General features: G+C 64.8%; 15 protein-coding genes. 4 read left to right on the forward strand and 11 right to left on the reverse strand.

What is annotated here, in order from left to right; genetic code table 11:
* Positions 1–83: 83 nt before the first annotated feature.
* Together QMA10_RS11085 and QMA10_RS11090 are read right to left on the reverse strand one after the other, a co-directional pair.
* Positions 84–2,909: an aconitate hydratase gene (locus QMA10_RS11085; protein ID WP_290168353.1), complete on the reverse strand. Its 2,826-nt coding sequence runs from the start codon at positions 2,907–2,909 to the stop codon at positions 84–86.
* A gap of 304 nt (positions 2,910–3,213) precedes the next feature.
* A complete protein-coding gene (locus tag QMA10_RS11090; protein ID WP_290168355.1) occupies positions 3,214–4,524 on the reverse strand; it encodes a TRAM domain-containing protein in 1,311 nt (436 codons plus the stop codon).
* Between the two features lie 162 nt (positions 4,525–4,686).
* On the opposite strand from QMA10_RS11090, the gene QMA10_RS11095 reads away from it, so the two are divergent.
* Together QMA10_RS11095 and QMA10_RS11100 are read left to right on the forward strand one after the other, a co-directional pair.
* On the forward strand, positions 4,687–5,361 hold the full coding sequence (locus tag QMA10_RS11095) for a TrkA family potassium uptake protein (RefSeq protein ID WP_290168357.1): 675 nt from the start codon (positions 4,687–4,689) through the stop codon (positions 5,359–5,361).
* Entirely contained in the window at positions 5,358–6,056 is a 699-nt protein-coding gene (locus QMA10_RS11100; protein ID WP_290168359.1) for a TrkA family potassium uptake protein, read from the forward strand. Before QMA10_RS11095 ends, QMA10_RS11100 begins: the two co-directional genes overlap by 4 nt.
* Before the next feature lie 79 nt (positions 6,057–6,135).
* Here the strand turns inward: QMA10_RS11100 and QMA10_RS11105 are convergent, their stop codons facing one another.
* Genes QMA10_RS11105 through dut form a run of 4 tightly spaced genes read right to left on the reverse strand, consistent with a single transcriptional unit; the run spans position 6,136 to position 8,477 of the window.
* Positions 6,136–6,894, reverse strand: a complete 759-nt coding sequence (locus QMA10_RS11105) for a DUF3159 domain-containing protein (RefSeq protein ID WP_290168360.1) — start codon at positions 6,892–6,894, stop codon at positions 6,136–6,138.
* The gene (locus QMA10_RS11110; RefSeq protein ID WP_290168362.1) at positions 6,891–7,247 is read right to left on the reverse strand and encodes a hypothetical protein; all 357 of its coding nucleotides are present in this window, start codon (positions 7,245–7,247) and stop codon (positions 6,891–6,893) included. The genes QMA10_RS11105 and QMA10_RS11110 overlap by 4 nt, the downstream gene beginning before the upstream one ends.
* A 3-nt stretch (positions 7,248–7,250) precedes the next feature.
* Positions 7,251–7,970, reverse strand: coding sequence for a DUF3710 domain-containing protein (locus QMA10_RS11115; RefSeq protein WP_290168364.1), 720 nt, complete (start codon positions 7,968–7,970; stop codon positions 7,251–7,253).
* 57 nt (positions 7,971–8,027) lie between these two features.
* A complete protein-coding gene (gene dut, locus QMA10_RS11120; RefSeq protein WP_290168382.1) occupies positions 8,028–8,477 on the reverse strand; it encodes a dUTP diphosphatase in 450 nt (149 codons plus the stop codon).
* A gap of 226 nt (positions 8,478–8,703) precedes the next feature.
* On the opposite strand from dut, the gene QMA10_RS11125 reads away from it, so the two are divergent.
* Positions 8,704–9,168, forward strand: coding sequence for a DUF3093 domain-containing protein (locus QMA10_RS11125; RefSeq protein ID WP_290168366.1), 465 nt, complete (start codon positions 8,704–8,706; stop codon positions 9,166–9,168).
* A 21-nt stretch (positions 9,169–9,189) separates the two neighbouring features.
* On the opposite strand, the gene QMA10_RS11130 is transcribed toward QMA10_RS11125, so the two are convergent.
* Positions 9,190–9,492, reverse strand: coding sequence for a DUF4193 domain-containing protein (locus tag QMA10_RS11130; protein ID WP_104054621.1), 303 nt, complete (start codon positions 9,490–9,492; stop codon positions 9,190–9,192).
* A 313-nt stretch (positions 9,493–9,805) separates the two neighbouring features.
* Between QMA10_RS11130 and sepH the strand changes: the two genes are divergently transcribed.
* Positions 9,806–11,278, forward strand: a complete 1,473-nt coding sequence (gene sepH / locus QMA10_RS11135) for a septation protein SepH (protein WP_290168368.1) — start codon at positions 9,806–9,808, stop codon at positions 11,276–11,278.
* Here sepH and QMA10_RS11140 read toward each other — a convergent pair.
* The 4 genes from QMA10_RS11140 to QMA10_RS11155 form a co-directional block, all read right to left on the reverse strand.
* Positions 11,275–11,526: a helix-turn-helix transcriptional regulator gene (locus QMA10_RS11140; RefSeq protein ID WP_290168369.1), complete on the reverse strand. Its 252-nt coding sequence runs from the start codon at positions 11,524–11,526 to the stop codon at positions 11,275–11,277. The two genes, sepH and QMA10_RS11140, sit on opposite strands and share 4 nt — an antisense overlap.
* 1 nt (position 11,527) lies before the next feature.
* Positions 11,528–11,995 (reverse strand): hypothetical protein, encoded by a 468-nt coding sequence (locus QMA10_RS11145; RefSeq protein WP_290168370.1) that lies wholly within the window; start codon positions 11,993–11,995, stop codon positions 11,528–11,530.
* A gap of 621 nt (positions 11,996–12,616) precedes the next feature.
* Entirely contained in the window at positions 12,617–13,372 is a 756-nt protein-coding gene (locus QMA10_RS11150) for a thymidine kinase (RefSeq protein ID WP_290168372.1), read from the reverse strand.
* A gap of 3 nt (positions 13,373–13,375) precedes the next feature.
* Positions 13,376–14,547: alkaline phosphatase family protein (locus tag QMA10_RS11155; protein ID WP_290168374.1), on the reverse strand; the 1,172-nt coding region annotated here is incomplete at its 5' end.

Below are 14,547 nucleotides of genomic sequence, written 5' to 3' on the forward strand. Positions count from 1 at the left end.
CCCCGCCGTCCGGGTTCAAAAAACCCGGTCGGCGGGGCTCTGCTTTCCTCGCCGGCGCATCAGCGGCGGTGAGGGAGGCCTTGCTACTTAGCGGTGATCTGGCGCAGGACGTACTGCAGGATGCCGCCGTTGCGGTAGTAATCCGCTTCACCCGGGGTATCGATGCGCAGGACCGCGTCGAAGGTGATGGCTTCACCGTTCTCCGGCGTCGCCGTAACCGTTACGGTCTTGGGCGTGGTGCCGTTGTTCAGCTCGGTCACGCCGGAGACTGCGAAGGTTTCCGTTCCGGTCAGGCCCAGGGATTCGGCGTTGACGCCGGCCGGGTACTGCAGCGGAAGAACGCCCATGCCAATGAGGTTGGAGCGGTGGATGCGCTCGTAGCTCTCGGCGATGACGGCCTTGACGCCCAGCAGCGCGGTGCCCTTGGCAGCCCAGTCACGCGAGGAGCCGGAGCCGTATTCCTTGCCCGCCAGGACAACCAGCGGAATGCCGGCGGCCTGGTAGTTGACCGAAGCATCGTAGACGGCTGCCTGCGGTGCATCTGCCTGGCTGAAGTCACGGGTGAAACCGCCTTCAACGCCGTCGAGCAGCTGGTTCTTGATCCGGATGTTCGCGAACGTGCCGCGGATCATCACCTCGTGGTTGCCTCGGCGTGAGCCGTAGGAGTTGAAGTCCTTGCGCTCCACGCCGTGTTCCAGCAGGTAACGGCCGGCCGGGGTGTCGGACTTGAAGGAGCCTGCCGGGGAGATGTGGTCGGTGGTGACCGAGTCGCCGAGTTTCAGCAGGACGCGGGCACCCTCGATGTCGGTGACGGGCTCCGGCTGAGCCTTCATGCCCTCGAAGTACGGGGGCTTCCGGACGTACGTGGATTCCGTATCCCACTCGAAGGTTGCGCCTTCGGGTGTGGGCAGGGACTTCCAGCGGTCGTCGCCTTCGAAGATGGTGTCGTAGCTGTTGCTGAACATCTCCTTGTTGATGGAGGCGTCAATGATCTCCTGGACCTCAACCGGGTTCGGCCAAATGTCCTTCAGGAAGACGTCGTTGCCGGCTTCGTCCTGGCCCAGCGGGTCATTCTCGAAGTCGAAGTCCATGGTGCCGGCCAGTGCGTAGGCAACCACCAGCGGCGGGGAAGCCAGGTAGTTCATCTTCACGTCCGGGTTGATCCGGCCTTCGAAGTTGCGGTTACCGGAGAGAACTGCGGTGACGGCCAGGTCGGCTTCCTGAATGGCCGTGGAGATTTCATCTTCCAGCGGACCGGAGTTACCGATGCAGGTGGCGCAGCCGTAGCCGACGACGAAGAAGCCGAGCTTCTCCAGGTACGGAATCAGGCCGGACTTTTCGTAGTAGTCGGTCACTACCTTGGAGCCCGGTGCAATCGAGGTCTTGACCCACGGCTGGGCAGCGAGGCCCTTTTCGACGGCGTTGCGGGCCAGCACTGCTGCAGCCATCATCACCGACGGGTTGGACGTGTTGGTGCAGGACGTGATCGAGGCGATCGACACGGCGCCGTGGTCCAGCTCGAAGCTGCGGCCGTCCGCCATGGTGACCGGCACCGAGTTGGTGGCGCGCTCAGCCGGGGCGTCGGCCTTGGAGACGAGATCGTGTGCCTTGTCTTCGATCTTGGTGCTGCCTTCCGTGAAGGAAGGAGCATCCGATGCCGGGAAGGTTTCTTCCAGAGCCTCGTCAACAGTGCCCTTTTCAGCCTCAACCGTCTCGTGGACGTAGTTCTTGAGGTCCTTGCGGAACTGTTCCTTGGCGTTGGTGAGCTCCACGCGGTCCTGCGGGCGCTTCGGTCCGGCGATGGAGGACACCACGGTGGACAGGTCCAGCTCGAGGTACTCGGAGTACTGAACTTCGTTGGACGGATCGTGCCACAGGCCCTGTTCCTTGGCGTAGGCCTCTACGAGGGAAACGCTCTCTTCGGAACGGCCGGTCAGGCGCAGGTAATCCAGCGTCACATCGTCGATCGGGAACATGGCGGCCGTGGAACCGAATTCCGGGCTCATGTTGCCGATGGTGGCGCGGTTGGCCAGCGGCACAGCGCCGACACCTTCACCGTAGAACTCGACGAACTTGCCGACAACACCGTGCTTGCGCAGCATTTCGGTGATGGTCAGGACAACGTCGGTGGCGGTGGCGCCGGCAGGGATTTCACCGGTGAGCTTGAAGCCGACGACGCGCGGGATCAGCATGGAGACGGGCTGGCCGAGCATGGCTGCCTCGGCCTCGATGCCGCCAACGCCCCAGCCGAGCACGCCCAGGCCGTTGACCATGGTGGTGTGGGAGTCGGTGCCGACGCAGGTGTCCGGGTACGCACGCAGGACGCCGTCAACTTCGCGGGTCATGACGGTGCGGGCCAGGTATTCGATGTTGACCTGGTGGACAATGCCCATTCCCGGGGGAACAACCTTGAAGTCATCGAATGCGGTCTGGCCCCAGCGAAGGAACTGGTAACGCTCGCCGTTGCGCTGGTACTCGATTTCCATGTTGCGCTCAAGGGCGCCGGAGTTACCGAAGGCGTCAATCTGGACCGAGTGGTCAATGACCATTTCGGCCGGTGCCAGCGGGTTGACCCGCTTGGGGTCTCCGCCAAGTTCGGCTACGGCTTCACGCATGGTTGCCAGGTCCACGATGCAGGGGACGCCGGTGAAGTCCTGCATGATGACCCGGGCAGGGGTGAACTGAATTTCAGTGCTGGGTTCTGCATTTGCGTCCCACTGTGCGAGTGCACGTACGTGATCTGCAGTGATGTTGGCACCATCTTCGGTGCGCAGCAGGTTTTCCAGCAGGACCTTGAGGCTGAACGGAAGGCTCTTTGCGCCTTCGACGGAATTCAGCCGGAAAATTTCATATTCGTTTCCACCGACGTTTAGTACGCCTTTGGATCCGAAGCTGTCCACATTAGTCATAATAGGACTCCTCTCGCCACCGTTTTATCTTTGTCCAGCTGTCCGCGGCATGCTAGTTAGGATTCCCTAACCGGCATACCACAGGGGAAGGCAGGGGAAATGGTGGACTATTCCCCCTGCCGGATTTGGCCCCACTGCCGAACGAAAACTCTGCCCGCCTAAGCAGGCGGCGGCTCTCCAACACGGCGCGGATCTGCACAACTGCTCCCTATACTATCCGTTACACGCCCATGTGACGGGGAGGATAGCCGTCCGGCCGCGCCACGGATAACGCCACGGATCGCGTGACGCTCCGTTACTCCGGTTACGGACGCGTCAGGACTGCGAAGGACTCCATATGGTGGGTGTGCGGGTAGAGGTCAAAGACCCGCAGTGAATCCAGCTGCCAGCCCAGCTCCTTGAAGTAGCCAAGGTCGCGGGCGAACGACGCCGGGTCGCAGGATACGTAGCCCACGGTGCGGGGGGCGGCGGCGTCGATCCGGCGCACCACATCCTTGCCGGCCCCGACACGCGGCGGGTCCAGCAGCACGACGTCGAGCCGGCCCTCGTAGGCTGCCAGCGATTTGTCCACGCGCCCCTGCAGGATTTCAACCTGGGGCGAGGCGAACAGGTTCTTGCGCGCGTCGCGGCTGGCACCGGGAGAACCTTCAACGGACAGAACCCGTCCCGATTCGCCTGCGGCGTCGGCCAGCGGGGCCGTGAACAGGCCGGCGCCGGCGTACAGGTCGGCAACCTGTTCACCCGGCTGGATCCGGAGCCCGTCCAGGACAGCCTGGGCCAGAGTGAGGGGTGCGCTGCGGTGGATCTGCCAGAAACCCGCACCGGTCACCCGGAAATCATGTCCGAGCACACTCTCCTGTACCCAGGTGCGGCCGCGGAGCCGGTTCAGGGTTGAGGTTTCCGGATCCCAGGAAGCAATGGAGGTTCCTTCGGGAAGGGCGGAGGCAATGCGGCCCAGGGCTTTGGGGTGCGCACCGTCAGCGGGGATCAGCAGCACCAGGGGTGCGCCCGTTGACGGGACCGCCACCTCCACCCGGGCCACGCCGCTGAAGTCCACGTTCCACAGCTGCAGATCATTCACGGCATCCACGGCCAGCGGCATCCGCTGGACAGGAATCAGCTCCTCGGAGCGGTGCGCGTGCATGGCCAGCCGGCCGCCGGGGGCCACCGAAAAACTCGCCCGGGTCCGCCAGTGCAGGCCGTCTTCCCGCTCGTCGAGGGCCGGCTCCACCGTCACCGTCCGGTCTTCCTTGGCCAGCCGGCTCAGCTGCTCGGCGAAAATCTGTCCCTTGAGCTCACGCTGTAGCGGCAGCTCAATGTGCCCAAACTCTGCACCGCCCACCGGCAGCCGCCCGCGGGAAGCAGCCCGGAGCGCATCGGCTTCAGGCCAGAAGTGTTCCACCCGGCCCGGAACGCTCTCGAGGACCTCCACGACGTCCGCACGCCAGAATTTGGCGCCGTCGCCGTCTTCCGTCAGGCGGGCGCGGACCCGCTCGCCCGGCAGGGCGTGCCGGACAAAGACCACGCGCCCCTCATGGCGCGCCACAAAGTGGCCGCCGTGCGCGGGGGCGCCAATGGTGAGTTCAATCTCGGATGCGGTGGTGTCGGTCGTCATGGTGGCGGATACTTCCTGATGGAGCCTAAAAGACCATCACATCATGCCTCGGCTCCCGTGCATATTCGCCGGCCCGCCGGCCCGGACCGCACGCCTGCCTTCGCAGGTCTATGCTGGCGGTTGGGTTTTTTCGCAGTCGATCATCAGGAACCGAGGTGGCAGGTGGCGCATTACGTCATCATGGGGTGCGGGCGCGTGGGCGTGTCGCTGGCCCACACACTGGACAATGCCGGGCACACGGTGGCCGTTATTGACCAGGATGAACGGGCTTTTCGCCGCCTGCGGCATACGTTCACCGGCCGGAAAGTGACCGGCGTCGGCTTTGACCGCGTCACTCTCAGAGAGGCCGGGATCGAGGAGGCCTACGCCTTTGCTGCTGTTTCCTCGGGTGATAATTCGAACATTCTCGCCACCCGGGTTGCCCGCGAGACGTTCCACGTTCCGCATGTGGTGGCACGGATCTATGACCCGGGACGCGCAGAAATCTACCAGCGCCTCGGCATTCCCACTGTCGCAGCCGTGCGGTGGAGCGCCGACCAGGTGCTGCGGCGCATCCTGCCGGAGCAAAGCATCAACGGGGATTTCCGCGAGTCATCCGGCCGGCTGATCCTGGGCGAGCTGTCCCTTCATGAGGGCTGGCTGGGCACAACGCTCAGCGGCATTGAGCAGGCAGCGCGTGTCCGCATCGCCTACGTCACCCGGTTCGGCGAGGGAATCCTCCCCCGGCCCGACACCAGCTACCAGCAGGGCGACGTCCTGCACGCCATGATGAACGTGGAACGCACCAGCGAAATCAGCCGCATCCTTTCCAGCACGCCAATCAGGGAGAACCAGTGAAAGTCGTGATTGCCGGCGCCGGGAGCGTGGGATCCTCCATTGCCAAGGAGCTGCTTTCCCACCACCACGAGGTGCTTCTCATCGATGAAAAGCCCGAGGTCGTGGGACGCAGCGGACTGCTGGGAGCCCATTGGCTGATTGGCGACGCGTGCGAGCTGACCACGTTGAAGGATGCCCGGCTGGAAGAGGCCGACGTCATGGTTTCCGCCACCGGGGACGACAAGGTCAACCTGGTGGTCTCGCTGCTGGCCAAGAGTGAGTTCGGTGTGGCACGCACCGTAGGCCGGGTGAACAATCCCAAGAACGACTGGATGTTCGATGATTCCTGGGGTGTTGACGTGGCGGTCAATACACCGCGCCTGATGACTGCTCTCGTGGAGGAAGCCGTGGAGGTGGGCGACCTGGTCCGGCTGCTGACGCTGCAGACCGGCGTGGCTTCGATGGTGGAGTTCACGGTCCCCTCCGATTCACCGCTGACCGGCAGGACCCTGGGATCCATCGACTGGCCCGCGGACACCACTGTGACGGCCATCCTCCGCGATGACGCGCCCATCACGCCCAGCAGGGATGACGTCATTGAACCCGGCGACGAACTGTTCTTTATCTGCACCATCGCCGCCGAAGACCAGCTCCGGGCAGTCCTGCTGCCCGAGCGGTCCCGGCCCGGTTCCGAGCCCGCCCCTGATGCGGACTAGGGGAGTCCAGGCCGGATACATTCCGGCCCGGACTCCCCTAGTCGGGCTGCGCTGGCCAGGCTGCGCTGGCCAGGCTGCGCTAGCCAGGCTGCGCCCCGGACTCCTGCTGCGGCAGCGGACGGGACACCATCCACGCCAGCCACAGCCCGAGGGCATACAGCGGAACCCCCATGGCCAGGCGCATGGTGCCCAGCGCCCCCACGTTGTCCGCCAGGTACAGGGGAAGCTGGACGCCAAGGCGAAGAGCGAATACTGCAATGATGATCCAGGTGGCCAGCGCGTAGGCCCGGATCCGCTTCCGGCTCGCCCGCCATTCCAGGTTCTCACCGCGGATAAAACCGAACAGGAGCCCGGCCACCGGCCAGCGGACGGCAATCGAAACGGCAAACGCCACTATGTACGCGGCGTTGACGAAAAAGCCGGGCAGGAAGAATTCCGTCCCGCTGCCGCTGCGCAGGGCGAAGACGGCGCAGATGATGACGCCGACCACCCCGGTCAGTGACTGCATCAGCGGACGTTTCTGCACCAGATTCGCCACTGAGAAGACTGCGGCAGAGGCTACCGCCGCGGCGAGCGACAAGTACAGCTCCGACGTCAGCGTGAAAAGCAGCGTAAAGAGCAGGCCGGGAACAATGGCCTCCGCGAGACCGCGTACCCCGCCAACGGACTTGAGCACATCAATCTGGCCGTCGTCTCCGCGCTCCACTCCCGCCTTGGCCGCGTAGGCACCGGCGACGTCCCCGAGCGTCGGCTGCTGGTCCCCGCCCGAAGGGCTTCCGCCGGCAGAGTCCGCCGGCCGGCGGTATTCGGGCTGGTTGCTGCCGGGTCGCTCAGTCATGTTTCGTTCTCCGGACGTCCGATGATTTCATAACGGGGGTTGTAGATGGTGGGATAGCTTCCCACGGTGCTGACCATGCCTTCAAATGCCAGCTGGGTGCCGGCTTCCACTCCGGGCAAACGCCGTTGGCCAATCCAGACCAGCCGGACCCGCGCACGCGGTTTGCGGGACGCCGGATCACGGTACACGGCATCGCGGTCCTCCACCATGGCGGTGAAGCACGGCGGCTCCGTCGCCGGCACCACGGTGATGGACTCCACGTACCCTCCGCTGTACACCCGGCCCCGGGCAGGCAGGGAACTGACGGGAACCGGATCCTGGCTGCCGGGAAGTGCGGGCTGCTCGGTGGGCATCGGTCAGCCGATGGTCGTGATTTCCGGGCCGCGTTCCGGCGGGCCCGGCTTGACCGGCGCGGCGGGCCGGGGCAGGGGCGAGGCATCACGGGGCAAACGCAGCTGCAGCAGGTCCCGCGGCGGAAGCGGCTGTTCACCGCGGACCACGACGACGTTGCGGAAAACTTCTTCCAGCGGACCCGCCTGCTGCGGGTCAAGGGCGGCAGGGCCGCCGAAGACACCGCGCAGGAACCAGCGCGGCCCGTCCACGCCGACAAACCGGGCGACCCGGAACCCCTTGGATCCGTCCTGCGTCTGGGCCGGAACCTTCGCCAGGAGTTCGGTGCCGAAGACACCGTTGAGCTCATCCACCGTGCCGCCCTGCGAACCCACGGATTTGCCGATCTGGCCGCGGATGTCATCCCAGAGAGTCTCTGAGCGGGGTGCCGCAAAAGCCTGCAGCTGCAGGCTTGAGCCGTTGAGGTCAAGGGTCACCGCAACCACGCGCTGGGTCTTCTCTTCAACCTCCAGGCGGAGCTGCAGCCCCTGGGCTGCCGCTATGCGCAGCGCACCCAAATCGATATAGCCGTCCTCGGACGGCTTGTCGCTGACGTCCCACGGTCCCGTGGCCGCTTCGGAGCCGGCTGCAGCGTCGGCGCCTTCATCGGCGATGTCCCGCCCCTGCTCTTCCTGATCCTGCTTGGCTTGATCCTGCTTGTTCTTCTTCAGTCGCCCAAATGCCATGACCGGGTTCCTCTCTCTTGTAGGAGGCCGTACGCTGCCGGCCCCGGGACAGCCGCTCTAGGCAGGCAGTGATGCAAAGCCGCCGGTGGAACCGAATCCGCCGGTGCCGCGAACGGATTCGGACAGTTCGTCGACCAGTTCAAAAGCTGCAGTCTCCACCCGCTGAATCACCATCTGCGCGATCCTGTCGCCCCGCTTCAGGGTAATGGGGCTGGTGGTGTCGGTGTTCAGGAGCGTGACACTGATCTCGCCCCGGTAGCCGGCGTCGACGGTGCCGGGAGCATTCACGACAGTGAGGCCGTGTTTGGTGGCCAATCCCGAACGGGGATGGATAAAGGCCGCATAGCCGAACGGAAGTGCCAGGGCCACGCCGGTGGGAACAAGTTTCCGCTCCCCGGGTGCCAGGACAAAGTCCACCCGGGTCCTGAGGTCCGCGCCCGCATCGCCCGGATGGGCGTACGACGGCGGTTCCAGTCCGTCGTCGAGCATTTTCAGCTGCACGGTCATGGTGGGGCCTGCTTCAAGCACCGGTGTCTCCGACTTCATTGAGGTGTGGCCCGCGTCCCGGTCAGGTCCGCGTGGCTGCGTTCTTCAGCACTGCCCCGGAAGCTCCCGGGGAATACCGCACCTCACTTTAGCGCGTTTTCCTGACGCTTCTCCGAACGCGGCGGAACGGCATTTCCCTGCCGGGCGCCAAGATGAAATGAGGGAACAAAGATGCCAAAGTGGAGGTATGTCATCCCCTTCTGCCCAGACTCCCCCCAGCACTGTTCTCTATTCGGAACGGCTCCTCCCCTCCTTCTGGATTTGGGTGATGGTACTGGGCGTCTCAGCATCAAGCATCCTGGTCTTCGTACCCATCAGCCTGGCAACCGGTATCATTGCCGCCGTCGTCGTGTTCGTGATCCTGACGGTTTTGCTTCTCCTCAGCACCCCGACCATCCGGGTGACCGCGGAGACCCTGCAGGTCGGCAAGGCGGAAATCGAGCGGATCCATATCGGAAACGTGGAGGGCTTCCGCGGGGATGACGCCACCTATCAGCGCGGCCGCGGCCTGAACGCCACCGCGTACATGTGCATCCGCGGCTGGATTTCACCGGTGGTCAAAATTGAAATCACCGACCCCGCCGACCGCACGCCGTACTGGCTTACGTCCACCCGTCACCCCGAGGATCTGGTCCGCGCGCTGAACAGCTAGCCTCTTGGCGAGGCCGCCGGCTCAGCCCTCACAGTCCGTGCAGTAGGCCAAGCCGTCCTTTTCCAGGGCTATCTGTGACCTGTGCCGCACCAGGAAACAGGAGGCGCAGGTGAATTCATCCGCCTGCGGGGGCAGCACCCGCACCAGGAGCTCTTCGCCCGAGAGGTCCGCGCCCGGCAGCTCGAAGCTGTCCGCCGCCTCGGCCTCATCCTCATCCACCACCGCGGACTGCGTGGTCGCTGTGCGGCGCGTCTTCAGCTCTTCAATGGATTCCTCGCTGACGTCTTCTTCTGTCTTGCGCGGCGCATCGTAGTCTGTCGCCATAATAAGTACTCTCACCATCCGGTCGAGTTGTTGTAGAAGATTCTTCCGAGCCCGTCCTGCCGGTTCGCCGCCGGCAGCTTGCAGGCTCTGACGTATCAACGCAACGTGGTTGCGTTTTGTGCCCGTAAACAGGAGATTTTTGCCCAGCTCAAAGCGAAAAACCACCATCGAGCCGTCCCGGTGCCTCCGGAAGTTCAAAAAAAGACCCTGCGGTGGGTGCCGATTCGCGCCACACCCCTGCAAACAGTAGGATTTCGCCCCTGCGGGTGGCATTGTTTCCAGAAGGAGTTGCTATCGGGTGGAGGATTGATTCATGCAGGATCTGCGTCTCGTGGGTGTCCATGAGGGTGGCGAGCATCTGCTGCTCAGCGGCAAGGGCGGGGAAACCTTCCGGCTTCGCATGGATGAAGCACTGCGGGTAGCGGTTTCCCGTTCAGTGCACCGCCCCACAGCCCCGGTCGAGCGGCCCGAAGGCCCCGCAATGACTCCGCGTGACATCCAGGCACGAATCCGTTCCGGTGCCAGCGCCGAAGACGTCGCTGAGGTTTCCGGGCTGGACCTCGCCCGCATCCGCCGCTACGAGGGTCCGGTCCGCGCGGAGCGCGACTATGTTGCCCGGCAGGCACAGGCCGTTGAAGTCGCGGCCCCTCTCTCCGCCGCGCACGACGGATACCGCAGCACGTTCGGTGACAGTCCGGTCAGTCTCGGCGACATGGTCAGCCACCGGCTCAAGGCCTTCGGTGTGGACCCCGACAGCGTGGAATGGGACGCCTGGCGGCGCCCGGATTCCACCTGGGATGTCGTTGCCCGTTTTGATTTCGATGAAAAGTCCCGGATTTCCGTGGGCGAAGAACCGCCCGCCCGCTGGACCTTCAGCCCGCTGCGCAAGAGCGTGTCCAATGCCAACCGCTGGGCACAGCTGCTCAGTGAGCTGGAGCCCCTGGACTCCCCCCTGCCGTCGCGCAGGCTCACGGCTGTCGCGGACCGCGTCTTCGATTTCGAGGCCGTTCCGGCGCCCGGGGCTGATGATGCCGACGGAGCCGGCGACGAGGAGACAGAGAACCTGCTGGAGGTCCTGCGCTCCCGCCGGGGGCAGCGTCTCGGAGCCGATGAAGACGGCGACGACGCCCTGGCGGCACTGTTGGCCAAGGGCAGCATTCCTGCAGCCCATCCGCGCGAGGGCGGCAATGAGCCGGATGACGCCTCTTCCAGCCATCCCCGCACGGGTCGCCTGACACTGGCCCCGGATGTTGCAGAAGCGGACGCGCCGGACCGTCCTGACTCGCTTCGCCTGACCAACGGCGCCAACTCCGATACCCGCGAAGTCAGCATCCTTGCCCGTCCCTTCCGCCGCCGCGGCGAGGCCGCCGCAGGAAGCGGCACCACCCCGCCTGCGGCCGCTTCCCCGGCGGAGACCAGCGCCGGTGCCGAAAAGTCATCGGTGTCCGCCAAGGCCGATGACACGGGAACCGAAACCACAACGCACCACCATGACGCCGCTGACGGTACCGTTGCCGGTGCTGCAGGTGCTTCCGCCGAACCAGACGCCCCTGCAAAGAACAGCAAGGCCGCTCCCGCCGCCCGCGGCAAGGGAAAAAATGCGGGCCGTAAAGGCGGCAGGACCGATTTCCCCTGGGATCGCATGGGTTCCGGCACCGGCCGGACCGACGCCGCAGGAGCCTCTGAAACCGGCAAGGATGACGACGCAGACCGCCGTCCGCCCAAGCCAAAGCGCTCCTCGGTCCCCAGCTGGGACGATATAGTCTTCGGCACCAAGGGCGATTAGCCTTCATTTCCGGGGCGGGCCGGCTCCTCAGATGCCCGGGCCACGGTTGAAGAGCGGTCATCGGGGATAAACAGGTCCTCGATCGCGCTGCCGAAGAGTGCTGCGAGCCGGAAGGCCAACGGAAGGGACGGATCAAAGCGTCCGCGCTCAATCGAGATGACGGTTTGGCGCGAAACGCCAAGTTCATCGGCAAGCTGCTGTTGGGACCACCCGCGGTTCGAGCGGAATTCCCTCACTCTGTTGCGCACGTCAGCCCTTGCGCCGCTGCAGCAGATAACGCACCCCAAAGAGCACGGCGCACAGGATCAGCACGGCCGGCAGCACAAGCTTCAGGTTCACGGTAGTTTCTCCCGGCAGGAATGCGAGAACTGTCCCCGCGACTCCGAGTATCAGGATGAGGTCGGTGAAGGAACGGGACGCCGCTTTGTCATACCAGCCAGCCTCAATCGAGTCATCCGGCCGTTCAACCGCACCCCTTATGGTGTTGCGGTCAACAATTGCCGCGTACACCAGCAGAGTTGCCGGCGACGTGAGGAAACACGCGAAGACCCAAAAGACGAGAACCGGATGCGCCTCGGAGACGCCGGTGACCACGGCCAGCCATCCTCCGCAGCCTCCAAGAAGCAACCCGCAGGGCAGAGCCACCGCCATGGCCGGCACCCGGCCGGAACCAAACCTCCCCTGTCCCCAGGTTGTCCGGCGCTGTTCCGTCTCCATCCCGCTCTCCACCCAACGATGTTTGACTCCCTTTACATATACAAGGTGCTTTACATAGCGGAACTCGCCAAGGGCTCGGGTTCCCGAGGACCCGACGCAAGCAGGCCTTGCCGCTCCCCCAGGGGCAAGCAGGCTAGCCTTGCGGCGTGAATCCTGGCGCCCGTGACGGCGCCGAAAAGCAGTGACCAACCCAGCCGGCACCCTGCTTGCGGTCGAGTTGTCTACGATCGCTGCTCGCCATGGCTCCGGATCCTCTGCCGAACCGCCTCCGAGCACCGAAGATCAGGCTGTCCCGCAGCGGTTCGACCCGCGCGACCTTTCAGGCGGAACACCGGACGAATCATGGGGCACGGGCACCCGTGTCCCTGGCCCGGTCATCCGTTCCCAGGAAATGCATCACCTCACCGAAGCCGGCGCACAGGGCTGACGGCTTCTCCGCGCCCTGCACGGAGAGCAGGTGCTGGAGCGCGACAGCCGGAGCCGGGAAGTTAAAGGGGTTTCAGTTCTCTCAGCCCGTCCACAGCCGTCCCCCAAGAGGAGCAGGGCCGCTGCAGCTATGCGTCTTCCGGACTGCTTCTATATCCGTCCGCGACCCAGCTGACGCTCCCGGCCTCCGGGCCGCTAGGAGAATCGCGGATGCACCGCGCACACATCCAGATCCTCCGGCGCCTCAACGGCCGCTTCGGAAATGGCCTGGGCCTTGTGAGCAGTGACCCGGCGCATGTAATGCCTGCGGCACAGGGTCTCATAACCCACCACCGGCACGGTTTCCACCGCGTCGGCAGCAAAAAGCGGCTCCTCCGTGACTGCGGAGACGGCCCCGGGCACTCCCGCTGCAGGAGCATGCTTGCCGACGTCGCCCACCACCACCTGGTCGCCTTCCACCACCATGACTCCGTCCACGGTGCGGGCATTGTGGGTGGCCCTGCGACCGCACCAGCACAGGGCCCGCACCTGCAGCACTTCCATTCGGTCGGCCAATTCGATCAGGCGCTGGGATCCGGGAAAAAGACGGGTTCGGAAATCCGACGTGATGCCGAAGGCAAAAACATCCACACACAGCTCATCCACCACACGCGCCAACTGCTCCACCTGGTCCGCGGAATAGAACTGAGCTTCATCGCAGATAAGGTAATCCACCGCCAGTCCGCTTCGCCGGCGGACTGACACCTCGTTCCAGAAATCCGTACTGTCCGTGACTTCCACCGCCGGGGTGCGCAGTCCCAGCCGCGAAGAAATCATGGAATCCCCCGCACGGTCGTTGCGGCTGAAGAGAATTCCGCCGCGGCCTCGGGCACTGTGGTTATAGTCCATCTGCAGGGCAAGCGTGGATTTGCCGCAGTCCATGGTCCCGGAAAAGAAAACTAGCTCGGCCACGGTTTACTTCTTTCTCCCGCCGGACTGTGCCCCGGGATTGCGCTTGGTAGCCGGCGCAGCGAGCTGCAGCAGCGGGACTTCCCGTTCGGCGCGGGTCAGGGAACCGTGCTGGCCCACCACTTCCAGGGACGCGGGTTTCATTCGCCGCAGGTCATACAATGCGATCGGCTCGCGTGCCATCACCAGGACGTCGCCGATGCGCGGCAGTACTGAGGGCGAAACAACCGGCCCGAAGTAACCGGCGTTCACGGCTTCTTCCCGGGTGGCGATCCAGATTTTGGTGCCGTAGGAGCGGCGCCAGGCATCCATCAGCTTCTGCCGCTCCTGTTCACCGGTGCCGGGCTCCAAGTACAGGTGCACCATGCGCGGCTCGCCCGCGGTGTGCCGCACACCGGCAATGAGCGAGGGATCTGCCGAGAAGTCACGCCGGTGCTCCGGAGCGATGTCCACCATGCCGTGGTCCGCCGTGAGCAGCAGGAGCGTGTCCGCCGGAATGCGGGAGGCCAGAAGCTTCAGCGTGCTGTCCAGCTCCTCGAGCTGGAAGCCCCACTGCTGGGACTGGGAGCCGTACTTGTGGCCGGCTTTGTCCAACTCATTCCAGTACAGGTACATCAGCATCCGCGGCGCTGCCGCCAGAGCCTGGGCTGCGGCCGCCACCCGGGCATGGACACCGGTGGCACCGATGAATTCGCCGCCGCGCAAGGCGGCGCGGGTCATGGCGGAGTCCGCGAACCGCGGAAGGCTTACGGAGGCTACCGGAATGTGCTCAGCCGCCTGCTCCAGGACGGTGGGGCAGGGTTGCCAGCGCTCGGGGTCCACGCCCGCATCCCAGTTGCCGAGCATGTTGACTACTTTGTCCTGGTCCGGATCCAGTACGTCGTATCCGACCATGCCGTGTTCACCCGGCGGGCGTCCGGTTCCCAGCGAGGCCAGGGACGCCGCCGTCGTGGTGGGAAAAGCGGCCGTCAGGACCCTCGCGGAGGGTACAAAGCTGCGCAGGAACGGTGCATGGCCGCCGCGCTGCTTGAGCAGCGACCAGCCCAGACCGTCCACCATGACAACGCACACGCGCTTGGCTGCCGGCAGGTTCAGCGTGTTGTTGAACCCAGGCACGCCAAGGACAGCGGCTGAGCTGGTGAGGACGTCTGCAACACTGCTGCGTCCATACCCGGGGG

The sequence above is a fragment of the Arthrobacter sp. APC 3897 genome (genome assembly GCF_030407495.1).
Classification (GTDB): Bacteria; Actinomycetota; Actinomycetes; order Actinomycetales; family Micrococcaceae; genus Arthrobacter_B.